Genomic DNA, 23,566 nt, shown 5'->3' with positions numbered 1-23,566 from the left:
CCGATGGCACTCCTCCAGTGCTCGTTCCAGTCGCGGGTGCTCGGAATGGCGACGAAGGCCACCGTCATCCTGCCGGAACCGGCTCCGAAACCAGCTCCGGACCCGACCCCGGCTCCCGCACGGCAGCGTCGCCGTGTCGGGACGCCGGTCCTCTACCTGTTGCACGGCATGGGCGACGACGAGACCGCGTGGACGCGCCGCACGGCGATCGAGCGCTACGTCGAGGGCTACGATCTCGCCGTCGTGATGCCGACGGTGCATCGCGGGTACTACACCGATCAGACTGCCGGCCACGACTACTGGACCTACGTCACCGAAGAGCTGCCCGCACTGGTCGCATCGTGGTTCACGCTGTCGTCGGCGCCGGCCGACACGTTCGCGGCCGGACTCTCCATGGGCGGGTACGGCGCCTTCAAGTGGGCGCTGCGCAAACCCGGATCGATCGCCGCCGCTGCGAGCCTGTCGGGCGGCCTCGACGTCACCGCCCGGCCGGAGACGCCCGAGTGGCGGGCGACGTTCGGTTCACGCGGCCGGGCCCGCGACCACGGCGACGACCTGATGCACCTTGCACGATCGAGGGCGGATGCCGCGTGCCCGAAGCTCCTCCAGTGGTGCGGTTCCGATGACGAGAACCTCGAGGAGAACCGACGCTTCCGCGACGTCGCGGCCGCCGCCGGCCTGCCGCTCGAGTACTCGGAGAGCCCGGGCGGCCACGACTGGCACCACTGGGACCAGCAGATCCGCCGCGTGCTCGAGTGGCTCCCCCTGCGCAGGCTCCCCTGACCCCGCCGCCGTCCGGCGTCGGAGCGCTCGCGCATTCGCGCGGGCGATCGAGAAACGGAAGGAACAACGATGAAGTTGCGACACCGACCGATGACGATGGCGCTGATCGGCGCCGTCATCCTGGGAGGGCTCGCTGCAGGCACCGCCGCGCAGTCGGAACCCGCCGAAGCGTTTCCCGCGTCCTCGAAGGCCGCGGTCCTCAACTACCTCGCCTCGATCGCTGGCACGAGCATCGTCTCGGGCCAGCACAACAAGGAGCCGGCGACGGCGCCGGCCCAGTACACGCAGCAGGTGAAGGACATCACCGGCCAGTACCCGGGCCTCTGGGGCGGTGACATGATGTTCCGCTCCGACGACATCGGCAACCGGCAACGCGTCATCGACCAGGCGAAGACGGAATGGGCGAACGGGTCGCTCGTCGCCCTGACGTGGCACGCCTGCTCGCCGACCGTCTCGAACACCTGCGAGTTCAGCGGCGGCGTCAATACGACCATCAGCAACGCGCAGTTCACGGACATCGTCACGGGCGGAACCGCGCTCAACACCACCTGGCGCCAGCGCATGGCCGCCGTGGTGCCGTACCTGCGTCAACTGAAGGACGCCGGCGTGCCGGTGCTGTGGCGTCCGTTCCACGAGATGAACGAGACCTGGAACTGGTGGGGCGGCCGCCCAGGAGCCAACGGCGGCGCCAAGATCTACCAGCAGATGCGCGACTACTTCGACAGTCAGGGCCTCGACAACCTGATCTGGGTCTGGAACGTGCAGGACAACCCCGCGGGCGGGTGGGCGAACTACTATCCGGGCGATTCCTACGTCGACGTCGTCTCGCTCGACGCGTGGTACAAGAACTACCCCAGCTCGGGCGACTACCAGCAGATGCAGGCGATCGCGGGAGGCAAGCCGATCGCCATCGCAGAGATGGGCAAGGTTCCGGATGCCTCGTTCCTCTCGAGCCAGACGCGATGGAGCTACTTCATGGTCTGGTCTGAGCAGCTGCGCGGGAACAACTCCAACACCGAGATCCAGAACACCTACTTCAACGGGCGGGTGCTGAATCAAGGGGAGGTGGGTATCGGCGGAGGCACCCCGCCGCCGACCGCGCGCACCGGGGCGATCGTCGGTCTCGCCGGGAAGTGCGTCGATGCCGCGGCATCCGGCACGGCGAACGGTACGGCCGTGCAGTTGTACGCCTGCGCCTCCGGAGTCGCCCAGACCTGGACGGTCGCCGCGGACGGCACCATCCGGAACCCGAACTCCGGCCGGTGTCTCGACGCTGCAGGGCAGGGCACGGCGAACGGCACCGTGATCCAACTCTGGAACTGCAACGGAAGCGGCGCGCAGACGTGGGTGTACGACACCGCGGTCCAGCGTCTTCGCAACCCCCAGTCCGGCCGCTGCCTGGATGTGACCGGCCAGAACTCCGCGAACGGCACACGACTGCAGATCTGGGACTGCAACACCCAGGCCAACCAACGCTGGACCCTGCCCGGCTGATCGGGCGACGGGCAGGGCGCGGGCGTTGCACCGCGCCCTGCCCCGCGTTCCCCCCTCCCGCCGTCCCGAAAGGCAACGCCCATGACCCGGCTCCGTCAGGAACTCGACCCCGACCGCCTGCTGCGCAGCGGCCTCCGCCCCGCGCGCGGCCGGCTGGCCGTCGCCGTCGTCGCGTTCATCGTGAAGGACAGCCCGCTCTGGATCCTGCCGATCGTGACGGCGACCGTGATCGACGCGCTCGTGGAGCAACGCGATCCGTCGTCTCTGGTCGCGCCCGCAGGGCTCGCCGTGGTCGCGATCCTCGCGAACGTGCTCGCCAACGCCGTCTACGTGCGCGCCTACTCGTACGCCGTCAGGCAGCTCGGTGCGCGGCTGCGCGAGGCGCTCGCCACCCGGCTCCAGGAGCTCTCGATCGGCTACCACGCGCGCTCCAGCGCGGCCGTGGCGCAGACGAAGGTCGTCCGCGACGTCGAGAACATCGAACTCATGCTGCAGCAGTCCTTCGGACCGGTGCTGAGCGCGTTCACCATCCTCATCGGCGCGGGCATCGCGACGGCGCTGCGCGTGCCGGAGTTCCTCCCGGTGTTCGCCCTCACCGTCCCGCTCGCGACGGGCCTCATCCTCTGGCTCCGTCGCCGAACCGGACCGAGCAACGAAGCGTTCCGGCGCAGCGTCGAGCAGATGTCGTCGCGCGTGAACGAGATGTCGTCGCTGCTCGAGGTGACCCGGGCGCACGGCCTCGAGGCGGTGTCGGTGCGCCGCGTCGTCGACACCTCGAACGACGTGCAGCGCGCCGGGATGTCACTGGACCGGCTGAACGGGCGGTTCGGCGCGCTCTCGTGGAGCAGTTACCAGCTCCTGACCCTCGGATGCCTCTTCGGTGCCGCCCTCGTGTCGATGTCGGGTCTGATCCCGATCAGCGTCGGCGACGTCGTGCTGCTCAGCTCCTACTTCTCGCTGCTGACCGGTTCGATCAGTTCGGCGTTCCAGATCGCGCCGATCGTGACGAAGGGCATCGAGTCGCGGCGATCGATCGTCGAGGTCCTCCTCGAGCCCGACGTCGAGCGCAACGGCGGCAAGCGCGAGGTGAGCGCGGCCCGCGGTGCGATCGACTTCGTCGGGGTCGACTTCGACTACGGCTCGGGGCGCGTCATCGACGGCCTCGACCTGTCGATCGCCCCCGGCGAGACCGTGGCCTTCGTGGGCCCGTCGGGATCCGGCAAGTCGACGCTCGTGAACCTCGCCCTGGGGTTCCTCCGCCCCGTGGACGGCCGGGTGCTGATCGACGGTGCCGATATCGAGTCGATCGACATGCGCACCGCCCGTCGGTTCATCTCGGTGGTGCCGCAGGAGTCGGTGCTCTTCCGCGGTTCGATCCGCGAGAACGTCGCGTACGGCATCGAGGACGTCTCCGACGAGCTGCTCACGGACGCTCTCCTGAACGCGAACGCCGACTTCGTCTTCGACCTTCCCGACGGTTGGGACACCCCGGTCGGCGATCGCGGGGCGCAGCTCTCGGGCGGGCAGCGGCAGCGGCTCGCGATCGCCCGGGCGCTCATCCGCGATCCGGCGATCCTGATCCTCGACGAGGCGACGGCGGCACTGGACCCCGAGACCCAGGCCGAGGTGCAGGACGCCATCGATCGCCTCACGGCCGACCGCACCACCCTCGTCGTCGCCCACCGGCTGAGCACCGTCCGCCGGGCGGACCGCATCGTCGTGCTCGAGGCGGGCTCGATCGTCGAGTCCGGCTCCCACGACGAGCTCGCGGCCGCCGGCGGCACCTATGCCCGCCTGCTCGCGCAGCAGTAGCCGCACCGCCCGGTCGGTCGGTCGGCCGCTCGGAAACGAAGAACGGCCCGGACCTCATCGAGATCCGGGCCGTTCTGCTCTGTCTGTGCGCGAGGGGGGACTTGAACCCCCACACCCTTGCGAGTACTGGCACCTGAAGCCAGCGCGTCTGCCAATTCCGCCACTCGCGCGATCGCGGTCGCACCGAAGTGCGTCCAGCCACGAGAGCCTAACATCTCGCGCAGGCAAAGGCCATTCGAGCCGCGGATGCCTCGAGCGCGGCTCTTCCCGGCCGCACACGGGGCGAGTCCCGACCGCCCGCGGGTCGAGTCCCGGCCGCCCACGGGGGCGGGTTGCAGGAACATTCGGCCCGATACGGCCCGAGACGCCGCCGCAGCCCGGCGTGGCGGCGGATCCTTCCTGCAACCCGTGGATCCCGCCGCTCCCACCCCACCTCCGCGATTGCTCCGAACTCGCATCCGGCCTCGCGCTCGCGCACCGCAGCGGAATAGCATCGAACGGCGGGTCCCACTGCCGCGACCGGCACGACGAAAGGACCGCCGTGACCACGCACAACACACCCGACGCATCCGCCATCAGCGCGACCCCGAACCCGAGCCCGCGACACGACGCCAACGCCGACCCCGATCCGGCCGACGTCGACCTCCGCGGCATCCGCGGCTGGCTCTTCGACCTCGACGGCGTGCTCACGCCGACCGCGATCGTGCACATGCACGCGTGGTCGCGGCTGTTCACGCCGTTCCTCGCGGAGCACGGCGCCGCCCCCTACGTCGAGGCCGACTACTTCGCGTACATCGACGGCAAGCCGCGCTACGACGGCGTGCGCAGCCTGCTCGAGAGCCGCGGCATCCGCATCCCCGAGGGCGAGGTCGCCGACGGCCCGGCGCGTGAGACGGTGCACGGCCTCGGCAATCGCAAGAACGACGCGTTCAACCAGACCCTCGAAGACGAGGGGGTCCAGCCCTATCCGGCGAGCGTCGCGTTCCTCGACGCCGTCATCGCGAGCGGATGCCGCGTGGCCGTCGTCTCGAGCTCGAAGAACGCCCCCTCGGTACTGGCGGCCGCCGGCATCGCCGACCGGTTCGAGGTCGTGGTCGACGGGCTCGTGGCGGCCCGCGACGGCATCGCGGGCAAGCCGGCACCCGACATGTTCGAGCACGCGGCCGAGCTGCTCGGCCTGCCGACGACGGCCTGCGCGGTCGTCGAGGACGCCGAGTCGGGCATCCGGGCGGGCGCGGCCGGCGACTTCGGCCTCGTCGTCGGCGTCGACCGCGGGGTGGGCCGCGAGGCGCTCCGCGAGCTCGGCGCCGAGGTCATCGTCGACGAGCTCGACGAACTCCTGCCCGCGGTCATCTCGGCGCGCTCCGCTGCTCGACCGGCGGAGGACGGCCCCGCCGCTCGAGCAGGCGGCGAAGCGGCCGTGTCGAGATCGGCAGACGAGCCGCCGGCACCGCCGGCGCCGCCAGAACCGCACGCCCGCAACGAACCCCGAGAGGACCACGCATGAGGTTCGCCGACACCGATCCCCTCGACCGCAACCGGTTCCCGATCGACGAGTGGGCCCTCGTCGAGAACGAGTTCGGCGTCGACGACCAGGGCCGCACCGAGACGCTGTTCGCGGTGGGCAACGGCTACCTGGGCCTGCGCGGCAACGTCGAGGAGGGCCGCGACGGGCACCTGCACGGCACGTTCGTGAACGGATTCCACGAGACCTGGCCGATCCGGCACGCCGAAGAGGCGTTCGGGTTCGCGCGCGTGGGGCAGACCATCGTGAACGCCCCCGACGCGAAGGTCATCCGCCTCTACGTCGACGACGAGCCGCTCGTCATCGCGACCGCCGAGCTGCTCGACTACGACCGCCGGCTCGACTTCCGGCAGGGGGCGCTGTCGCGCTCGATCGAGTGGCGCACGCCGTCGGGCAAGCGGGTGCGCATCACGAGCCGGCGCATGGTCTCGTTCACCGACCGGCACCTGGTCGTGCTCGACTACGAGGTCGAGATGCTCGACGCCGACGCGGCGGTCGCCATCTCGAGCCAGATCCTGAACCGGCAGGACGGCCGCGACGAGTACCGCTCGGGCGTGCAGGAGGATCCGGGCGTGTTCGACCCGCGCAAGGCCGACATGTTCACCGACCGGGTGCTGCAGCCGCGCATCAAGCGCGCCCAGGGCGACCGGTACCTGCTCGGCTACCAGTGCACGAACTCGGGCATGACCATCGCGGTCGGCGTCGAGCACGAGATCGCGACCGAGAACGAGTTCTCGGAGTCGGGCTCGATCGACGACGACCTCGCGAAGCACCTGTACCGCGTGCACGCCGAGCGCGGCAAGCCGATCCGCATCACGAAGTTCGTGAGCTACCACACGGCGCGCACGGTGCCCACGCGGGAGCTCGCCGACCGCTGCGATCGCACGCTCGACCGCGGGCTCGAGCTCGGGGTCGCCGAGCTGTTCACCAGGCAGCGCGCGTGGCTCGACGACTTCTGGTCGGGCTCCGACGTGCAGATCGAGGGCCAGCCCGAGGTGCAGCAGGCGGTGCGCTGGAACCTCTTCCAGCTCGCCCAGGCGACGGCTCGCACCGACGGAGACGGCGTCGCGGCGAAGGGCGTGAGCGGTTCCGGCTACGGCGGCCACTACTTCTGGGACAGCGAGATCTACGTGCTGCCGTTCCTCAGCTACACCTCGCCGATCGTGGCGCGCAACGTGCTGCGGTTCCGGCAGCGCATGCTCGAGTCGGCGCGGGCGCGCGCGCTCGAGCTGAACCAGCGCGGGGCACTCTTCCCGTGGCGCACGATCAACGGCCTCGAGTCCTCGGCGTACTACGCGGCGGGCACGGCGCAGTACCACATCGACGCCGACATCTCCTATGCGCTGTGCCAGTACGTGGCGGCGACGGGCGACACCGACTTCCTCGGCCGCGGCGCGATCGACATCCTCGTCGAGACGGCCCGCATGTGGGAGGATCTGGGCTTCTGGCGATCGGGCGGCACGGCCGATGCGGTGTTCCACATCCACGGCGTCACCGGCCCAGACGAGTACACGACGGTGGTCAACGACAACCTGTACACGAACGTCATGGCGCGGGCGAACCTCGCCGCTGCGGCATCCGCCGTCGACGGCCTGCAGCTGCACGACCCGATCGCGTACCACAAGCTCGTCGCTCGGCTCGGGGTCACCCCGCCCGAGGTCGCGGAGTGGCGTCGCGCGGCCGCGCACATGCACATCCCGTTCGACGCGCAGCTCGGCGTGCACCCGCAGGATTCCGCCTTCCTCGAGAAGGAGCTCTGGGACCTCGAGAACACGCCCGAGAGCCGCCGGCCCCTGCTGCTGCACTACCACCCGCTCGTCATCTACCGGTTCCAGGTGCTGAAGCAGGCCGACGTGGTGCTCGCGCTCTACCTCCAGGGCGACCGGTTCAGCGACGCCGAGAAGCTCGCCGACTTCGAGTACTACGACCCGCTGACGACGGGCGACTCGACGCTGTCGGCCGTGGTGCAGTCGATCATCGCGGCCGAGGTCGGCTACCACGAACTCGCCTTGCGCTACTTCCGCTCCGCGCTGCACGTCGACCTCGCCGATCTGCACCACAACGCCGCCGACGGCGTGCACGTCGCCTCGACGGGCGGCGTGTGGGCGGCGCTCGTCATGGGCTTCGCGGGGTTCCGCGACCACCTCGGCACATTCACCTTCGACCCGCGCCTGCCCGACTCGTGGTCGAAACTCACGTTCCCGCTCACGTTGCGCGGCACGCGCATCCGCGTCACCCTCGAGGCCGGGGCGATCTCGTTCCACGCCGAGTCGGGCGACGGCATCGAGGTGAGCGTGCGCGGCGAGCGGGTGCTGATCGAGCAGGGGGCGGATGTCTCGGTGCCGCTCGACGGCCAGGGCCCGCGCCTCCGCGGCGCACCCCGCATGAAGGACGTCGCGGGCTCCCGCCGGGCCGACGGCACCCTGCTGACGGCGTCGATCCCGACGCTCTCGATCGACCTGGATGCCGAGGAATCCGCCATTCCGGTCGACTGAGCGGCGGCGTTCACAGTCGGTCGGGCTAGCATGTCAGCAATCTACGGAACGGGATCGGGAGACCTGTGGGCCTACTGGACAACTTCGAGAAGGGTCTCGAACGCGCCGTCAACGGCGCCTTCGCGAAGACCTTCCGCTCGGGACTGCAGCCCGTCGAGATCACGGCGGCGCTGAAGCGCGAGATCGACACGAAGGCGGCGGTCGTGTCGCGCGACCGCGTGCTCGTGCCGAACCAGTTCCGGGTGCGCATGTCCCCTGCCGACCACGCGCGCATGTCGGGCCTCGGGCCGGCTCTCACCGACGAGCTCGTCGACCTCGTGCAGAAGCACGCCGCGAGCCAGCGCTTCCAGTTCGCGGGCGGCATCACGATCGAGCTCGTCGCCGACGAGGGGCTGGCCGAGGGCCTCGTCCAGGTCGACTCCCGCAACGTCAAGGGCCAGGTCGCCTGGACCCCGGTGCTCGACATCGGCGGCACGCGGCATCCGATCATCAAGGGCCGCACAGCCATCGGGCGCGGCAGCGAGGCCGACGTCACGATCGACGACTCGGGCGCGTCGCGCCGCCATGCCGAGGTGCAGTGGGACGGCTCGCGTGCCCGCGTGCGCGACCTCGGCTCCACGAACGGCACGCAGCTGAACGGCGTGCGCATCACCGAGGCGATCCTCGAGCCCGACGGGGTCATCACCATCGGGCGGTCGCGTATCGTGTTCCGGGTGCTCGCCCAAGCCGCATCTCCCGCAACGCCCGCGCCCCGCGCTGATCCGGCGACCGAACGCCACGACCTCGGCGGATTCTGGGGGCCGGCCGAATGAGCGAACTCACCCTGCTGGTCCTGCAACTCGGTTTCCTCCTCCTGCTCTGGGTGTTCGTCTTCGCCATCGTCTACGCCCTCCGCAGCGACCTGTTCGGCCAGCGCGTGCGCAAGCTCCAGCCCGAAGCCGCGGGCGCGACGCCCCCGTCCGGTTCCGCCTTCCCGGCGTCGAAGCCGCCCGTGGCCGCGGCCGCCGGTGCGGCCGGCGCCGCCTCGGCCGGGGCATCCGCCTCCGAAGCCCCGTCGAAGCTCGTCATCACGAGCGGGCAGAAGGCGGGCACCGAGTTCCCCCTCGGCCGCGACGAGATCACCATCGGCCGTTCGAGCGACTCGGCCATCATCATCCGCGACGACTACACCTCCACCCACCACGCCCGCATGATGCTCTGGAGCGGCCGGTGGATGATCCAGGACCTCGACTCCACGAACGGCACCTTCCTCGACGGTGTCCGCGTCACCGCACCCGTGCCCATTCCCCTCGGAGCGACCATCAAGGTCGGAGCGACCACGTTCGAGCTGCGGCGGTAGGCCATGGTGTCGATCAAGGCGAGCGCGGCGGTCTCGCATGTCGGGCGCATCCGCGCGAACAACCAGGACTCCGGCTATGCCGGCCGCCGGTTGTTCCTCGTCGCCGACGGCATGGGCGGCCACGCCGGCGGTGACGTCGCGAGCGCGATCGTCACCCGCCGCGTCGCCGAGGCCGACGACGACTACGCCTCGGCGCCCGAGGCATCCGCCGCCCTCGAGGGCGCGCTCATCGCCGCGAACCGGCGTCTGGCCGAGACGGTGTCCGAGCATTCCGAGCTCACGGGCATGGGCACCACGGCGAGCGCGATCCTGCTGCACGGCGACCGCGTCGTCATCGCCCACATCGGCGACTCGCGCATCTACCTGCTCCGTTCGGGCGAGCTCAGCCAGATCTCGACCGACCACACCTTCGTGCAGCGTCTCGTCGACGCGGGCCGCATCACCGCCGAGGAGGCGATGGTGCACCCCCGCCGTTCGGTGCTCATGCGCGTGCTCGGCGACGTCGAGGCGTCGCCCGAGATCGACAGCATGGTGCTCGACACGAGACCGGGCGACCGCTGGCTGATCTGCTCCGACGGCCTCTCGGGCGTGGTCTCCTTCGACGACCTGCACGAGCAGCTCTCGGCCGATGCCGGTGCGAAGCAGGTCGCCGACCGGCTCGTGAAGGCCTCGCTCGACGGCGGCGCCCCCGACAACGTCACGGTCGTCATCCTCGACATCGGCGATCCGCCCGCCCCGGCGACGCCGCCGCTCGTGGTGGGTTCGGCGGCGGCGCCGCTCGCGTTCGGCGCGGCGGCCGAGCCGCCCCGTCCGCGCGCCATCCGCCTCGCGCCGTTCCGCCCCCACCCGGTGCAGGAGACGCACTTCGAGCCCGACTCGGCCGACTACTTCGACGAGATCATCGAAGAGGACGCCCGGCGCCGTCGCCGTCGCCGGTGGGTGTGGGGCTTCTGGATCTTCGTCATGGCCGCGGCGATCGTCGCCGTCGTCGCGCTCGGCTACCAGTGGACGCAGACCCGCTACTACGTCGGCGAGTCCAACGGCCGCGTCGCGATCTACCAGGGCATCCAGCAAGATCTGGGGCCGATCTCGCTGCACGAGCTGTACCGGGAGACGAGCATCGACGTGTCCGAACTGCGCACCTACGACCAGCAGCGCGTCGAGAAGACCATCAGCGCGGGCTCGCTCGCCGACGCGGCGCAGATCGTGGCCAGATTGGAGGAGTCCCTTGAGTGACGCCGCCACCGGTCGGGTCACGGCGACCCAGCCGCCCACCGCGACGCCGCCAGACGGCATCCGACGCATCCGGATGCCGCAGCGCCTCCGCAACCTCGAGTTCTGGCTGCTGCTCGTGGCGTGCGTCATCAACGCGGGCGCGATCGTGCTCGTGCAGCTCGGCGCGCTCGGCCACATCGACACCCAGCTCGTGCTGCTCGGCGCCGGACTCTCGGTGCTCGTCTTCGCCCTGCACATCGTCATGCGCTTCGTCGCCCGCGACGCCGACCCGTTCCTGCTGCCCATCGCGACCGTGCTCAACGGGCTCGGCATCGCCGAGATCTACCGCATCGACATCGCGTTCGGCGACTCGGGCTGGGAGAGCGCGTCGGTCCGGCAGATCGCGTGGAGCGGCATCGCGATCATCGCCGCGATCGCCACGATCCTGCTGATCCGCAACCACCGCGTGCTCTTCCGCTACACGTACCTGTCCGGGCTCGTCGCGATCGTCCTCCTGCTCCTTCCGCTGGTGCCGGGCCTCGGCGAGGAGATCAACGGCGCCCGCGTCTGGATCAGCATCGGCTCGTTCGCGTCGTTCCAACCGGGGGAGATCGCGAAGATCGCGCTCGCGGTCTTCTTCGCCGGCTACCTCGTGCGCAATCGCGACTCGCTGTCGATGGTCGGCACGAAGTTCCTCGGCATGCGGTTCCCCCGGGCTCGCGATCTCGGGCCCCTCCTCATCGTCTGGGCCCTCTCGATGGCCGTCATCGTGTTCCAGCGCGATCTCGGAACGGCACTGCTCTACTTCGGCCTGTTCCTCGTCATGCTCTACGTGGCCACGAGCCGGCTCTCGTGGGTCGTGCTGGGCCTCTCGCTGTTCCTCGCGGGCGCGCTCATCGCGAGCCAGACGCTCGACTACGTGCACGCCCGCTTCCAGAACTGGCTCGAGCCGTTCAGCGACGGCCGCTACGACGCAGACCCGGGCGGCAGCTACCAGCTGGTGCAGGGCCTGTTCGGCCTCGCCAACGGCGGCCTCATCGGCACGGGCCTCGGGCGGGGCAGCCCCGACATCACGCCCGTGCCGCAGAGCGACTACATCATCGCGAGCCTCGGCGAGGAGCTCGGGCTGGCCGGCCTGTTCGCGATCTTCGCGCTCTACGTGCTGCTCGTGGCCCGCGGGTTCCGCATCGGGTTCGCCGGCCAGGACGACTTCGGCAAGCTCCTCGGCGTCGGACTCGCGTTCGTCGTCGCGCTTCAGGTGTTCATCGTCGTCGGCGGCGTCACCCGCGTCATCCCCCTCACGGGCCTGACGACCCCGTTCCTCGCGGCCGGCGGTTCGTCGCTCGTCGCCAACTGGATCATCGTGGCGCTGCTCCTGAGACTCTCCGACACCGTCCGCAACCATCCGAGGCTGGTGATCGACGGATGAACCGAGAACTCAAGCGCGTCAGCATCGTCGCCCTGCTCATGTTCACGGCGCTCTTCGTCTCGACGACGATCATCCAGTACTTCGCCGCGGACTCGCTCGCCGCCGACCCGCGCAACTCCCGCACGCTCTACGCGAGCTACTCGGTCGAACGCGGGCCGATCCTGGTCGACGGCACGCCGGTCGCGTTCTCGCAGGCATCCGACGACGACTACAAGTTCCTCCGCGTGTATCCCAACGGCCCCCTGTACGCGGCCGTCACGGGCTACATCCCCGTCAACGGCGAGGCGACCGGGCTCGAGAGCTCGCTCAACGACTACCTGAGCGGGCAGGACTCGTCGCAGTTCTTCGACAAGATCAACCGGCTCATCTCGGGTCAGGACCCGATGGGCGCGTCGGTCGACGTCGCGATCGACCCGGTCGCCCAGCAGGCCGCCTGGGACGCCCTCGGCGACGACACCGGCGCGGTCATCGTCACCGAACCGGCCACGGGCCGCATCCTCGCCATGGTCACGAAGCCCACGTTCGACCCCAACACGCTCGTGAGCCACGACACCGACCAGGTCGAGGCGACCTACGAGGGTCTCCTCGCCGACCCGAGCGATCCGCTCTTCAACCGGGCCACCGGCGGCGACATGAACCCTCCCGGCTCCGTGTTCAAGCTGGTCGTCACCGCGGCGGCCCTCGAGTCCGGTCGCTACACCCCCGAGAGCACGTTCCCGAACCCCGGCCAGCTCACGCTGCCGGGCACCGACTCGATCGTCATCAACTCGGGCGGCGGCACCTGCGGCAGCGGCGCGACGGTGACCCTCGCCGACGCACTTCGGCTCTCGTGCAACATCCCGTTCGCCGAGCTCGGCATGGAGCTCGGCGACGACGCGATCCGCGAGCAGGCCGAGAAGTTCGGCTTCAACCAGGCGTTCGACATCCCGACGCCCACCGAAGAGAGCGTCTACCCGCGCGGGCTCGACGAACCGCAGACCGCGCTGTCGGCCTTCGGCCAGTACACCGTCCGCGCGACGCCGCTGCAGATGGCGGTCGTGTCGGCCGCGATCGCGAACGGCGGCATCGTGATGAACCCGAACCTCGTCGACGGCGTCACCGCGCCCGACTTCACCCCGCTCGAGGGATTCAAGCCCACCGAATTCGGGCGGGCGATCAGCGAGAGCACGGCGAAGACGATGACCGAGATGATGACCAACGGCGTCGAAAGCGGGGCCGCGAGTAATGCAAGAATAGACGGCGTCAGCGTGGCCGGTAAGACGGGTACAGCGGAGAACGGCGAGGATGACCCTTACACCTTGTGGTTCACCGGTTTTGCCCCCGCCGACAACCCTCAGTATGCGATCACGGTACTCGTGGAGGATGGCGGGGGACTTGGTCAGGAGGGGTACGGCAATCTCATCGCCGCACCCATCGCAAAGCAGGTACTAGAGGCGGTGCTGAACAAATGAGACCGAGCGCAGGGCTCACCTTCGGGGGGCGCTACGAGCTGCAATCCCGCATCGCGATCGGCGGGATGGGCGAGGTGTGGCAGGCCACCGACCTCGTCATCGGCCGACAGGTCGCCATCAAGATCCTGAAAGACGAGTATCTCGGCGACCCCGGTTTCCTCGAGCGCTTCCGTGCCGAGGCGCGCCACGCCGCCCTCGTCAACCACGAGGGCATCGCCAACGTCTTCGACTACGGCGAAGAGGAGGGCAGCGCCTACCTCGTCATGGAGCTCGTCCCCGGCGAGGCGCTCTCGACCATCCTCGAACGCGAGCACGTCCTCTCCACCGACAAGGTCCTCGACATCGTCGCCCAGACGGCGAACGCCCTGCAGGCCGCGCACGCCGCCGGTCTCGTGCACCGCGACATCAAGCCGGGCAACCTGCTCATCACGCCCGACGGTCGGGTGAAGATCACCGACTTCGGCATCGCGCGCATCGCCGACCAGGTTCCGCTCACGGCGACCGGCCAGGTCATGGGCACGGTCCAGTACCTCTCCCCCGAGCAGGCTTCGGGCCACCCGGCCTCGCCGACGACCGACATCTACTCCCTCGGCATCGTCGCGTACGAGGCGCTCGCCGGCCGCCGCCCGTTCACGGGCGAGTCGCAGGTCGCCATCGCGATGGCGCAGATCAACGAGACGCCGCCCGACCTTCCCGTCACCGTCTCCGAGCCGGTGCGCAACCTCGTCTACTCGTGCATCGCGAAGAACCCGGCCGAGCGGCCGCAGACCTGCGCGCACCTCGCGCGCGCCGCGACGGCCCTGCGCCGCGGCGATGTGCAGGCCGCCGCGGTCGCCGTTCCCGCCGTGCTCGGCGTCGCCGGTGCCGCGGCCGCCGCGACCATGCTCATGCCGCAGGCCGGCGCGACCGCGGCGACCACCGTGCTGCCCACCGGCGCTCCCGGCGACGAAGAGGGCGAAGAGGGCGAAGCCGAAGAAGAGAAGAAGCGCAGCCCCTGGACCTGGCCGCTCATCGTGATCATCGCGCTCCTCGCGATCGTGCTCATCGGCATCATCATCGCGATCGCGACGAACGGCGGCGGCGAAGCCGCCAAGACGCCCTCGACCAGCGCGTCGCGAAGCACGCCCGCGAGTACGCCGGCGACCTCGGCACCGCCCACGAGCGAGGCGCCGTCGACCGTGCAGATCAACCCCGACGACTTCGTCGGCCTCTCCTCCGACGACGCGCGCGCCAAGCTCAGCGATCTCGGCATGGTGGCCAACGCCGTCGAGGGCAAGGCCGCGGCCGACCCGTCGGGCACCGGCATCGTCTACGACGTGAACCCCACCGGTCCGGTGCCCGTCGGCACCGAGGTCACCGTCACGTACTACGCGGCACCCGAGACCCCGGCGACCCCGGGCTCGGCGCCGACCGTGTCGCCCGCCGAGGTCGCCCCCGGCGGCTCGTTCGAGGTCAAGTGGCCGGCCGCGAGCTGCCCCGCGGGCCAGACGCTTTCGGGCTACCAGGTGAACGTCGACGGCCCCGCGGCATCCGCGCCCCCGCTCGGTGCCGGCGCGACCAACGTCACGATCACCGTCAACGGCGACGCCGCCGACGGCAGCACGGTGGATGTGTCGTACCTCTACTTCTGCGGCCAGCTGAGCTCGGGCACGTCGCCCGCGGCATCGGTGGCGGTGAAGGCCGACTCGTCGGAGGAACCCGACAGCGGGGCGCTGCCCGAGGGCGGCGACCAGTAGCACGCCGCTGCGTCTCCGGACGCACGAACCGACCGCGGACAACAGGATGGAAGGGAGTCGACCGCACGTGAGTGACGAAGGACGGATGCTCGCCGAGCGTTATCGCGTGGGTCAGCTCATCGGGCGCGGCGGCATGTCCGACGTCCACGTCGGTCAAGACACCCGGCTCGGGCGTCAGGTCGCCATCAAGCTGCTGAAGCCGCAACTGGCGACCGACCCGGCGTTCCGCATGCGCTTCCGCCAGGAGGCCCAGTCGGCCGCGCGCATGGCGCATCCCACGATCGTGCGCGTCTTCGACGCCGGCGAAGAGACCGTGACCGACGCCTCGGGCCACGAGGTGCAGCTGCCGTTCATCGTCATGGAGTTCGTCGAAGGGCGTCTGCTCAAGGACATCATCCACGAAGGGCCGCTCGAGCCCGCCGCCGCCGCCCGCGTCATCGACGGCGTGCTGACCGCGCTCGAGTACTCCCACCGCGCCGGCGTCGTGCACCGCGACATCAAGCCGGGCAACATCATGATCACCACCGCCGGCCAGGTGAAGGTCATGGACTTCGGCATCGCGCGCGCGGTGTCCGACTCGTCGACCACGGTCGCGCAGACCACGGCGATCCTCGGCACGGCCTCGTACTTCTCCCCCGAGCAGGCCAAGGGCGAGACGGTCGACGCACGCACCGACCTCTACTCCACGGGCGTCGTGCTGTTCGAGATGCTCACCGGCCGGCCGCCGTTCCGCGGCGACACCCCGGTCGCGGTCGCCTACCAGCATGTCAGCGAGCGGCCCGTCAAGCCGAGCGTCATCAACCCGCGCGTCTCGCCGGCCCTCGACGCCGTCGTCATGCACGCGCTCGTCAAGACCCGAGAGGGCCGATACCAGACGGCCGCCGAGTTCCGGGCCGACATCGACACCGCGGCATCCGGCCGGGTCCCGGTGCATCAGCGCCCCGACGAGGCCGCCGCCTTCTTCGGCACGACCCCCACGGGCTCGCTCTCGACCTCCGAGCTGGCGCTCCGCCAGCTGACCGAAGACGAGACGATGGCGCGCACCCAGCGGCGGCCGCCCGCCATCTGGATCTGGTCGGGCATCATCGGCGTCATCGTGATCGTCGTGGCCGTCATGTATTGGGCCTTCAACCTGCAGCCGACGGTCGAGGTGCCGTCCAACGCGCGCGAGGTGCCCGCCTTCACCGCCGACACGACGTACGAGCAGGCCGTCTCCCAGCTGCAGGAGCTCGGGCTCCCGGCGACCAGGGTCGACGAGGCCGACGACGCCGTCGCCGCGGGCAACGTCACCCGCACGGAGCCGCCCGCGGGCGAGATCGTCGACACCGGCACGCCCATCACCGTCTACGTCTCGAAGGGCCGCGAGGCCATCGCCGTGCCCGACGTGCGCAACAAGTCGCTCACCGACGCGAAGACCGACCTCGAGGCCGCCGGGCTCAAACCCGGCACCGAGACGCGCACCACCTCGCCGACCGTGGCCGCCGACGTCGTGCTCGACACCGATCCCGAATCCGGCGCATCGGTCGAGGTCGGGTCGACCGTCAACTTCACCATCTCGAACGGCTCGGTCACGCTTCCCGACGTCACCGGGCAGACGCTCGAGGCGGCCTCGTCGTACCTCTCGGCCGAGAACCTCCAGCTCACTCCGGTGCCGAAGCCCGACTCGGGCTGCGCCTCCGAACCGGGGTCACCGGTCACGCAGCAGTCGCTGCCCCCGGGCGACGTCCCGCAGCGCTCAGAGGTCGAACTGACCTACTGCGCGGGCTGACTCCGCGCACCTGGCCCGAGTGGCGACCGGGTGCCCGAGCTCGTCTGGGCGGGAGCGCTCACGCCTCGGTCACGCGCAGCAGCGGGTTCAATCCGGCCGCGCGTTCGGATGCCTCGGCCAGGCCCGTGACCGCGAGCCAGTTGCCGAGCATGCGGTAGCCGCCCTCGGTGAGCACCGACTCGGGGTGGAACTGCACGCCGAAGATCGGTGCGCTCTCGTGACGCAGACCCATGATGACGCCGCCGGGGGTGCGACTGGTCACGATGAGCTCGGGCGGCACCGTGCCGTCGACGACCGCGAGCGAGTGGTACCTCGTCGCCGTGAACGGCTGCGGGACGCCCTCGTAGAACGGGCTTTCGTCGTGCGTGATGCTCGACGTCTTGCCGTGCATGAGCTCCTCGGCGTTCGTCACCACGGCACCGAAGGCCTCGGCGATCGCCTGGTGCCCGAGGCAGACCCCGAGCAGCGGGATGCCCGCCTCGTGGGCCGCGTGCACGGTGGGGATGGAGACGCCCGCCACGGACGGCTTGCCGGGCCCGGGCGAGACCAGCACGCCGTCGTACTCGGCGATGCGGGCCGCCACCTCGTCGACCGGGAAGGCGTCGTTGCGCAGCACCTCGGTCTCGGCGCCGAGCTCCTGCAGGTAGCCGTTCAGCGTGTAGACGAAGCTGTCGTAGTTGTCGATGACGAGGATTCGGGTCATTGGTCCACCGTGACGTCGATCGGGTTGACGATGCCGTCGACCCAGGGGAACACCCACGTGAAGAGGGCGTAGATCGCGGCCGCGATCAGGATCAGCAACAGGATGATGCGCAACCAGATCGGTCCGGGCAACACGCGCCACAGCGCTCCGTACATGGCTCAGGCCCCCCAGGTGGCGACGATGTCGGCGATCTCGGCGGGCGGGCCGGCCGAGGCGGGCTGCCAGGAGTCGAGCACGCCGTAGGCGACGAGGCGTTCGGCCGTCGAGTAGAGCGGGTTGCACGTCGTCAGGGTGATGATGCGGTCGGTCGGTGCGAGGTCGGTGCGGTGCGGCACGGCGGCGAGCACGTCGACCGTGTCGGGCGTCACGTACTCGAAGTCGCGGAAGCGGTACGTGTACCAGCCGTCCTTCGTCTGGATGTAGATCGGATCGCCGAGCTGGAACTGCTCGATCTCGTGCATGCCGCCGCCGTAGGCGCTGCGGTGCGACGCGATGGCGAAGTTGCCGACCTGGCCGGGCATCTGCGTGCCCGGGTAGTGGCCGACCCCGGTGTCGAAGCTGTTCAGCACGTCGAGGCCGTAGCCCTCGGCGATCTGGCGAACGGAGTCGTGGGTGCCCGGCGCGTCGAAGCGCGGCACGTACATGACCGCGAACGCCTCGCCGTTCGGGTACTCGGCCGGCCCGACGACCGGGTCGCCGTAGTCCTCGGGCGCGGGCACGGGCTCGTCGGGGTGCTGCGCGCGCGCCTGCTCGTTCCACTCGGCGCTCTGGGCGGATGCCGCGGCCGACTGCTGACCGGCCATGATCGCGTCGTTCCACCACAGCTGCCACCCGAGGAACAGCAGGATGAGCACGCCTGCGGTGAGGAGCAGTTCGCCGAGCACGCCGACGACGCTCACACGGTGTCGCGGTTTGCGGCTCGCGGATGCCTCGCGCTCACGCGCGCGACGACGCCCCTCGGACTGCAGGTCGGACATGCGCTCGATTCTATTCGCCCGCGGAGACCCTCGGCTGTGAGTCCGGCTCCGTCTCGGATAGAATCGCCCGCATGGCACGTACGAAATCCCCCAAGCCCGCGCGCGCCGAGCAAGCGAGCGGCGAAGAAGCGCCGAACCCGGTCTGGTTCAAGCCCGTCATGTTCGGCTTCATGCTGCTCGGGCTGGCATGGATCATCGTGTTCTACGTGAGCCAGGGCAAGCTGCCCATCGCCGATCTCGGCTCTTGGAACATCCTCATCGGCTTCGGCATCGCGTTCATCGGGTTCCTGATGACGACGCGCTGGCGCTGACGCCGGGCCACGACGACTTCTGAGAAGACGAGCGGATGCGACATCCGCTCGTCTTCTTCGTGTGCCCGAACGCCGTTCTCGTCACTCCGGGCCCACGCAATTACACCGGTGTAACTCTCTCCCCAGTTGTGGACGAACCTGTGGATAACTAGAGGGCGCCGATCTTCCAGCTCGCGACGAGCACGCCGATCACGAACAGGGCGATCGGCAGCGCGATCAGGAGTCCGATCTGCAGGCCGCGGCGACTGCGGGGCCGCGTCTCGAGGAGGATGAGCCCCACGAGCGCGCCGCCGATGAGCCCGCCGAGGTGCGCCTGCCACGAGATGTTCGCGCCGGGGATGAACCCGATCGCCAGGTTGATCGCGAGCAGGATGTAGAGCTGCGTCATGTTGCCGCCGAGCCGGCGCTGGATCACGACGAACGCGCCCATGAGCCCGAAGATTGCCCCGGAGGCGCCCAGCACCTGCGAACTCGGCGCGGCGAAGACGACGACCCCGACGGAACCCGCGAGCCCGCTGATCAGGTAGAGCGCGAGGAAGCGGCCGCGCCCGAGCATCGGCTCGAGCAGGCGACCGAAGATCCAGAGCGTGTACATGTTCAACAGGATGTGGAAGAACCACGACGTCGAGTGCAGGAATACCGAGGTCAGGGCTCGCCACGGCTCGGGGAACACCTCGGTCATGAAGACCGGGCTGAAGAAGAGCGCGTTCGTGACGCCGAGCCCGGGAATCCACTGCAACAGGTACACGAACGCGGTGATGCCGATGAGGGAATACGTCACCACCGGCGCCCCGCGGCCGGCGGCGGACTTCATTCGCGTCAGCACGGCGGGCTTGGTGCGCGGTGCCGTGGCGCGCTGTTCGCGCATGCACTCGGGGCAGATCACGCCGACGGGCGCCGGTGTCTGGCATTCGCCGCATACCGTGCGCCCGCAGCGTTGGCAGAGCACATAGCTCTGACGGTCGGGATGCCGGTAGCAGAAGTTCGCGCGATCAGCGCCGGCATCCGTCACCGCGGTGTCAGACCTGCTCGACGGTGACGCTCTCGATGACGACGTCGTCGAGCGGGCGGTCACGGCCGTCGGTCGGAACGGAGGCGAGCTTGTCGACGATCGCCTGGCTGTCGGCGTCGGTCACCTTGCCGAAGATGGAGTGCTTGCCCTGCAGCCACGTGGTGGGGCCGACGGTGATGAAGAACTGCGAGCCGTTGGTGCCGCGGCCGCCCTGGATGCCGGCGTTGGCCATGGCGAGCACGTAGGGCTCGGTGAAGTCGAGCTCGGGGTTGATCTCGTCGTCGAACTGGTAGCCCGGGCCGCCGATGCCCTGACCGAGCGGGTCGCCGCCCTGGATCATGAACCCGGGGATGATGCGGTGGAAGACGACGCCGTCGTACAGCGGGTCGTTCGACTTCTGGCCGGTGGCCGGGTGGGTCCACTCGATCTCGCCCGTTGCGAGGCCCACGAAGTTCTTCACCGTCTTCGGTGCGTGGTGCCCGTAGAGGTCGACCTTGATGGGTCCGAGGCTGGTGTTGAGGGTCGCGACTGCGGTGTGAATCGGCATTCCCTTATTCTGTCACGCACTGATTCGTCAAGGGGAATACGGGTTTGCGACTCCCACCCCGCTTCCAGCTCCATCAATGGCAAGATGGAGGGATTCGCTGCACATCGATGGAGGGTCGAGATGAGCCTGTCACGCAAGCGCCAGAAAGAACTCAAGCGGCTGCGCAGTAGTGCCGAAGATCTGTGGGGCAACCAGCAGGAGGTGCTCGACCGCGCCAACGCGGTCGCGCGCGAGGCCAGCCGCCAGCTCAGCGCCCTCACGCAGGAAGAGGTCGTTCCGCGGGTGCGTTCCGGCTACCAGGCCTACGTGCGGCCGGGGCTGAGCCAGGCGAAGGAGTTCGCCTCGTCGGCGGGCGACACCGTCGAGCGCGCCGTGGGCAACGCCCTCGGGTCCGTGCTCTCGATCGGCGACATCGCCAACGACGCACGGGTTCGTCGCGCGGTCCAGCGCGTCGCACCCTCGGCGCTGCCGCCCGCGAAGAAGAGCGGTCCCGGCTTCGGCGGCTCGCTCGCGATCGCCGCCGGCATCGTCGTGGCCGCCGGCATCGCCTACGCGGTCTGGCAGACGTTCCGCGCCGACGACGAGCTCTGGGTGGCCGACGACGAGCCGGCGCCCGGCACCGGCACCGGTTCTGCCTCCGCGCTCTGACGCTGCACGAACGAACGAGCGGGTCGAGACCCGAGCGTTCCGTGAACCATCCGAAGGCCCCGCTCTCGAGCGGGGCCTTCGTGCATGCGCGCTCCACAGCAGGTGGGGGCGCAACCGCCGGACCGCCGGCGAACCGCGCCGGGTCTCCACGCCCGGCCTTCTCAGTGCACGCCCGGAGATCTTCGAGAAATTCGCGATTCGGCCTTGCGCAACCTGTGAATCAGCCGCTAGGTTCGTTTCTCGTCGAAGTCACCACGAACACGAGAGGAGTTGAGTCCCATGAACAAGCACATCGATTTTGATCGGCACATCGGATTCCTCCTCATGCCCGCGGCCGCCTGAGCCGCTGCGACGCCACGCCCTTGAGGGCTCCGCGTCCCCACGCCTGAAGAGGTCTGAACCGCGGTAGTGCCGCCGGATCGGTCCCGACGACCGTTCGGCGAGGCCCGCGACGGACCTCTGAGCACCGGTTCCTCCGGAGGCGCGTCCCGCGCGCCGCATCCGCCTCAGCCGCTCGCCGGCAACTCGCCCGCCCGCTCGACGTGCAGGCCGAGTTCCCGCTCCCGCCGTGCTCTGCCGGTGCCGAGACACCCGACCTCGAGGTCGGCATCACGTCGCGGCATCCGCACGGGCCTCGCGCGGGGCATCCGACCACCGACCTCCGGCGCCGACATCCCGTCGTGCGCCCTCCTCCCACCGAAATGAAGGAATGATCGTGAACACCACGACCCTCACGGCCGCTCGCCCCGCTCCGGGGCGCAACAGCCTGTACCGACCCCGATCTCTGGACCTCCAGGATCGTGTCGCCCGACGCCTCGGCATGGCGCTGCTCACCTGGAGCCGCAACCGAGAGGCGCTTCGCTCGCCGGAAACCGTCCTGCTCCGCCGAGAGGTCGAGCGTGCGGCAACCGACGCCCGCGGAGAACTCCACCGACAGCTGCACACGCACGGAAGCTCGCTGCTCTGATGTGCGCGGCAGTCTCGACCACGGGTCCGTGCGGATCGCGTCCGGCTTTCGAGCCGTCACGCGATGCGCACGGGCTCATCACCGGCAGACGGCGTGCGTTCGCGCGCGGCGCGGAACCCGCATCGCCGATCGCTTTCGGTGCCGGTTCCGGGTCGCGCGCGAACGCACCCTATGCGGCAGGCGGCACGCCGTCTTCGGGTTCGGCCGCATTCAGGCGCAGCGCGATGCCGAGCAGGCTGACCCGGTGCAACGCCGGAACCTCGTCGAGCGGCACCCAGCGTGCCTCATCGCTCGACCCGCCGATCTCGTTGCGAAGCTCCCCGCCGGTGACGTGCGCCCGGTAGATCACGCGCATCGCGTACAGCGGCGCGGACCCGGTGCGACGCTTCGCCTCGGGGATGACCATCGTGTCGATGCCCAGCAGTCGATCGACGGATGCCTCGTGGCCGGTCTCCTCCCGGATCTCACGGACCGCCGCCTCGACGGGGTGCTCGGCACCCTCGATGCCGCCGCCCGGGAGGGTCCAGCCCGATCGCCCGTGCTCGTTCCAGTGGGACAGCAGGATCTCTCCGTCGCGGATGATGACCCCGTACGCGGCGATGCGAATGTCCATCCGCACACTGTAACCCGTGTGCCGCGAAGCAGGAGGAGACCGACGGATGCGTCGGGCGAAGAACTGTGGAGCCTAGGAGATTCGAACTCCTGACATCCTGCTTGCAAAGCAGGCGCTCTACCAACTGAGCTAAGGCCCCGGATCGGGTGCCTCAGCACCCGGGGTTGTGGAGTTGTATTGCCTGTGTATCGGAACTGTGGGGATACGAGGACTTGAACCTCGGACCTCTTCGTTATCAGCGAAGCGCTCTAACCGCCTGAGCTATATCCCCGAATTTCGGCCGAAGGAAAGACTACCTGAACCTCGGGCAGATTCCGAATCGAGCCGAACCCCGCATCAGTTGTTGGTGAAACCGACGAGGATGCCGCCGGTGATCTTGACGCTGAGGTTGTAGAGCACGGCGAGGATCGCGCCGAGCGCGGTCGTCACGACGAGGTTCAGCAGCGCCGCGACGATGGCGAAGCCCATGACGTTGCCGAGCGAGAGCACGGCCGACAGGTCGGTGCCGGCACCCGCGACGTCTTGCACGAGCGAGTTGAGGTTCTCGAAGATGCCCGTCGAGTTGAGCACCGTGTGCACGAGGAACGTCACGACGATGCCGACGACGGCCAACGCGACCGCGACCAGGAAGGACAGCTTCACGGCTGACCAGAAGTCGATGTAGACCAGACGCAGGCGGACCTGCTTCGTGGCGGGTCGACGGTTCGACTTCTTGGCGAGCTTCTCGGCGACGCTACTCAT

General features: G+C 69.6%; 22 protein-coding genes and 3 tRNA genes. 15 read left to right on the top strand and 10 right to left on the bottom strand.

Features of this window, described 5'->3' with window-relative positions; all coding sequences use genetic code 11:
• Positions 1-3 precede the first annotated feature (3 nt).
• The 3 genes from GQQ92_RS07005 (at position 4) to GQQ92_RS06995 (ending at position 4,089) form a co-directional block, all read left to right on the top strand.
• Positions 4-783: an alpha/beta hydrolase gene (locus GQQ92_RS07005; protein WP_156998507.1), complete on the top strand. Its 780-nt coding sequence runs from the start codon at positions 4-6 to the stop codon at positions 781-783.
• 69 nt (positions 784-852) lie between these two features.
• Entirely contained in the window at positions 853-2,277 is a 1,425-nt protein-coding gene (locus tag GQQ92_RS07000; RefSeq protein WP_156998506.1) for a glycosyl hydrolase, read from the top strand.
• A gap of 81 nt (positions 2,278-2,358) precedes the next feature.
• Positions 2,359-4,089, top strand: a complete 1,731-nt coding sequence (locus GQQ92_RS06995) for an ABC transporter ATP-binding protein (RefSeq protein WP_156998505.1) — start codon at positions 2,359-2,361, stop codon at positions 4,087-4,089.
• A gap of 86 nt (positions 4,090-4,175) precedes the next feature.
• Here the strand turns inward: GQQ92_RS06995 and GQQ92_RS06990 are convergent.
• Positions 4,176-4,259: transfer RNA gene (locus GQQ92_RS06990), tRNA-Leu, on the bottom strand.
• Positions 4,260-4,630: 371 nt separating this feature from the next.
• Here GQQ92_RS06990 and GQQ92_RS06985 point away from each other — a divergent pair.
• The 9 genes from GQQ92_RS06985 to pknB all read left to right on the top strand — a co-directional run bounded on the left by GQQ92_RS06985 (position 4,631) and on the right by pknB (position 17,047).
• A complete protein-coding gene (locus GQQ92_RS06985) occupies positions 4,631-5,596 on the top strand; it encodes an HAD family hydrolase (protein ID WP_308206750.1) in 966 nt (321 codons plus the stop codon).
• Positions 5,593-8,109, top strand: a complete 2,517-nt coding sequence (locus GQQ92_RS06980; protein WP_156998504.1) for a glycoside hydrolase family 65 protein — start codon at positions 5,593-5,595, stop codon at positions 8,107-8,109. The genes GQQ92_RS06985 and GQQ92_RS06980 overlap by 4 nt, the downstream gene beginning before the upstream one ends.
• 65 nt (positions 8,110-8,174) lie before the next feature.
• The gene (locus tag GQQ92_RS06975; protein ID WP_156998503.1) at positions 8,175-8,921 is read left to right on the top strand and encodes an FhaA domain-containing protein; all 747 of its coding nucleotides are present in this window, start codon (positions 8,175-8,177) and stop codon (positions 8,919-8,921) included.
• Complete coding sequence (locus tag GQQ92_RS06970) at positions 8,918-9,448, top strand: FHA domain-containing protein FhaB/FipA (RefSeq protein WP_156998502.1); 531 nt, start codon at positions 8,918-8,920, stop codon at positions 9,446-9,448. Before GQQ92_RS06975 ends, GQQ92_RS06970 begins: the two co-directional genes overlap by 4 nt.
• A 3-nt stretch (positions 9,449-9,451) precedes the next feature.
• Positions 9,452-10,684 (top strand): PP2C family protein-serine/threonine phosphatase, encoded by a 1,233-nt coding sequence (locus tag GQQ92_RS06965; RefSeq protein ID WP_197738125.1) that lies wholly within the window; start codon positions 9,452-9,454, stop codon positions 10,682-10,684.
• A 73-nt stretch (positions 10,685-10,757) separates the two neighbouring features.
• Positions 10,758-12,092, top strand: coding sequence for an FtsW/RodA/SpoVE family cell cycle protein (locus GQQ92_RS06960; RefSeq protein WP_156998813.1), 1,335 nt, complete (start codon positions 10,758-10,760; stop codon positions 12,090-12,092).
• The gene (locus tag GQQ92_RS06955) at positions 12,089-13,543 is read left to right on the top strand and encodes a peptidoglycan D,D-transpeptidase FtsI family protein (protein ID WP_156998501.1); all 1,455 of its coding nucleotides are present in this window, start codon (positions 12,089-12,091) and stop codon (positions 13,541-13,543) included. The genes GQQ92_RS06960 and GQQ92_RS06955 overlap by 4 nt, the downstream gene beginning before the upstream one ends.
• Positions 13,540-15,279 (top strand): serine/threonine-protein kinase, encoded by a 1,740-nt coding sequence (locus GQQ92_RS06950; protein ID WP_156998500.1) that lies wholly within the window; start codon positions 13,540-13,542, stop codon positions 15,277-15,279. Before GQQ92_RS06955 ends, GQQ92_RS06950 begins: the two co-directional genes overlap by 4 nt.
• Positions 15,280-15,325: 46 nt before the next feature.
• The gene (gene pknB / locus GQQ92_RS06945; protein WP_156998499.1) at positions 15,326-17,047 is read left to right on the top strand and encodes a Stk1 family PASTA domain-containing Ser/Thr kinase; all 1,722 of its coding nucleotides are present in this window, start codon (positions 15,326-15,328) and stop codon (positions 17,045-17,047) included.
• A 58-nt stretch (positions 17,048-17,105) separates the two neighbouring features.
• Here pknB and GQQ92_RS06940 read toward each other — a convergent pair whose 3' ends face one another.
• From GQQ92_RS06940 to GQQ92_RS06935, 3 genes are read right to left on the bottom strand one after another with little or no spacing between them, the layout of a single operon-like run.
• Positions 17,106-17,750 carry an anthranilate synthase component II gene (locus tag GQQ92_RS06940; RefSeq protein ID WP_156998498.1) on the bottom strand — a complete coding sequence of 215 codons (645 nt, stop codon included), beginning with the start codon at positions 17,748-17,750 and terminating at the stop codon, positions 17,106-17,108.
• Entirely contained in the window at positions 17,747-17,884 is a 138-nt protein-coding gene (locus GQQ92_RS16520) for a hypothetical protein (RefSeq protein ID WP_197738168.1), read from the bottom strand. Before GQQ92_RS16520 ends, GQQ92_RS06940 begins: the two co-directional genes overlap by 4 nt.
• A gap of 24 nt (positions 17,885-17,908) precedes the next feature.
• Positions 17,909-18,727 carry a class E sortase gene (locus GQQ92_RS06935; protein WP_156998497.1) on the bottom strand — a complete coding sequence of 273 codons (819 nt, stop codon included), beginning with the start codon at positions 18,725-18,727 and terminating at the stop codon, positions 17,909-17,911.
• A gap of 71 nt (positions 18,728-18,798) precedes the next feature.
• Here GQQ92_RS06935 and GQQ92_RS06930 point away from each other — a divergent pair, with 71 nt between their 5' ends.
• The gene (locus tag GQQ92_RS06930; protein WP_116080103.1) at positions 18,799-19,038 is read left to right on the top strand and encodes a cell division protein CrgA; all 240 of its coding nucleotides are present in this window, start codon (positions 18,799-18,801) and stop codon (positions 19,036-19,038) included.
• A gap of 148 nt (positions 19,039-19,186) precedes the next feature.
• Here GQQ92_RS06930 and GQQ92_RS06925 read toward each other — a convergent pair whose 3' ends face one another.
• Together GQQ92_RS06925 and GQQ92_RS06920 are read right to left on the bottom strand one after the other, a co-directional pair.
• A complete protein-coding gene (locus tag GQQ92_RS06925) occupies positions 19,187-19,819 on the bottom strand; it encodes a rhomboid family intramembrane serine protease (protein ID WP_331251613.1) in 633 nt (210 codons plus the stop codon).
• A 238-nt stretch (positions 19,820-20,057) separates the two neighbouring features.
• A complete protein-coding gene (locus GQQ92_RS06920; RefSeq protein WP_156998495.1) occupies positions 20,058-20,597 on the bottom strand; it encodes a peptidylprolyl isomerase in 540 nt (179 codons plus the stop codon).
• Positions 20,598-20,717: 120 nt separating this feature from the next.
• Between GQQ92_RS06920 and GQQ92_RS06915 the strand changes: the two genes are divergently transcribed.
• Complete coding sequence (locus GQQ92_RS06915; RefSeq protein ID WP_156998494.1) at positions 20,718-21,245, top strand: hypothetical protein; 528 nt, start codon at positions 20,718-20,720, stop codon at positions 21,243-21,245.
• 715 nt (positions 21,246-21,960) lie between these two features.
• Positions 21,961-22,212: a hypothetical protein gene (locus GQQ92_RS06910; protein ID WP_156998493.1), complete on the top strand. Its 252-nt coding sequence runs from the start codon at positions 21,961-21,963 to the stop codon at positions 22,210-22,212.
• A 169-nt stretch (positions 22,213-22,381) separates the two neighbouring features.
• Here GQQ92_RS06910 and GQQ92_RS06905 read toward each other — a convergent pair whose 3' ends face one another.
• From GQQ92_RS06905 to GQQ92_RS06890, 4 genes are all read right to left on the bottom strand, one after another.
• Positions 22,382-22,825, bottom strand: a complete 444-nt coding sequence (locus GQQ92_RS06905) for an NUDIX hydrolase (RefSeq protein WP_156998492.1) — start codon at positions 22,823-22,825, stop codon at positions 22,382-22,384.
• A gap of 66 nt (positions 22,826-22,891) precedes the next feature.
• A tRNA-Ala gene (locus GQQ92_RS06900) sits at positions 22,892-22,964 on the bottom strand.
• A gap of 58 nt (positions 22,965-23,022) precedes the next feature.
• A tRNA-Ile gene (locus GQQ92_RS06895) sits at positions 23,023-23,096 on the bottom strand.
• 65 nt (positions 23,097-23,161) lie between these two features.
• The gene (locus tag GQQ92_RS06890; protein WP_156998491.1) at positions 23,162-23,566 is read right to left on the bottom strand and encodes a DUF3566 domain-containing protein; all 405 of its coding nucleotides are present in this window, start codon (positions 23,564-23,566) and stop codon (positions 23,162-23,164) included.

Origin of the sequence: Agromyces terreus, from assembly GCF_009749465.1 — a bacterium.
Classification (GTDB): Bacteria; Actinomycetota; Actinomycetes; order Actinomycetales; family Microbacteriaceae; genus Agromyces; species Agromyces terreus.
Note: the sequence above shows the minus strand (reverse complement) of the source record. Positions and strands in the feature narration are given on the sequence as shown.

Coding starts and splice junctions, on each gene's coding strand:
- GQQ92_RS06970 (WP_156998502.1), top strand. CDS start 8,918: ATGAGCGAACTCACCCTGCTGGTCCTGCAACTCGGTTTCCTCCTCCTG.
- pknB (WP_156998499.1), top strand. CDS start 15,326: ATGGAAGGGAGTCGACCGCACGTGAGTGACGAAGGACGGATGCTCGCC.
- GQQ92_RS06950 (WP_156998500.1), top strand. CDS start 13,540: ATGAGACCGAGCGCAGGGCTCACCTTCGGGGGGCGCTACGAGCTGCAA.
- GQQ92_RS06920 (WP_156998495.1), bottom strand. CDS start 20,597: ATGCCGATTCACACCGCAGTCGCGACCCTCAACACCAGCCTCGGACCC.
- GQQ92_RS06935 (WP_156998497.1), bottom strand. CDS start 18,727: ATGTCCGACCTGCAGTCCGAGGGGCGTCGTCGCGCGCGTGAGCGCGAG.
- GQQ92_RS06940 (WP_156998498.1), bottom strand. CDS start 17,750: ATGACCCGAATCCTCGTCATCGACAACTACGACAGCTTCGTCTACACG.
- GQQ92_RS06905 (WP_156998492.1), bottom strand. CDS start 22,825: ATGGACATTCGCATCGCCGCGTACGGGGTCATCATCCGCGACGGAGAG.
- GQQ92_RS06955 (WP_156998501.1), top strand. CDS start 12,089: ATGAACCGAGAACTCAAGCGCGTCAGCATCGTCGCCCTGCTCATGTTC.
- GQQ92_RS07005 (WP_156998507.1), top strand. CDS start 4: ATGGCACTCCTCCAGTGCTCGTTCCAGTCGCGGGTGCTCGGAATGGCG.
- GQQ92_RS06980 (WP_156998504.1), top strand. CDS start 5,593: ATGAGGTTCGCCGACACCGATCCCCTCGACCGCAACCGGTTCCCGATC.
- GQQ92_RS07000 (WP_156998506.1), top strand. CDS start 853: ATGAAGTTGCGACACCGACCGATGACGATGGCGCTGATCGGCGCCGTC.
- GQQ92_RS06930 (WP_116080103.1), top strand. CDS start 18,799: ATGGCACGTACGAAATCCCCCAAGCCCGCGCGCGCCGAGCAAGCGAGC.
- GQQ92_RS06995 (WP_156998505.1), top strand. CDS start 2,359: ATGACCCGGCTCCGTCAGGAACTCGACCCCGACCGCCTGCTGCGCAGC.
- GQQ92_RS06960 (WP_156998813.1), top strand. CDS start 10,758: ATGCCGCAGCGCCTCCGCAACCTCGAGTTCTGGCTGCTGCTCGTGGCG.
- GQQ92_RS06915 (WP_156998494.1), top strand. CDS start 20,718: ATGAGCCTGTCACGCAAGCGCCAGAAAGAACTCAAGCGGCTGCGCAGT.
- GQQ92_RS06890 (WP_156998491.1), bottom strand. CDS start 23,566: ATGAGTAGCGTCGCCGAGAAGCTCGCCAAGAAGTCGAACCGTCGACCC.
- GQQ92_RS06965 (WP_197738125.1), top strand. CDS start 9,452: ATGGTGTCGATCAAGGCGAGCGCGGCGGTCTCGCATGTCGGGCGCATC.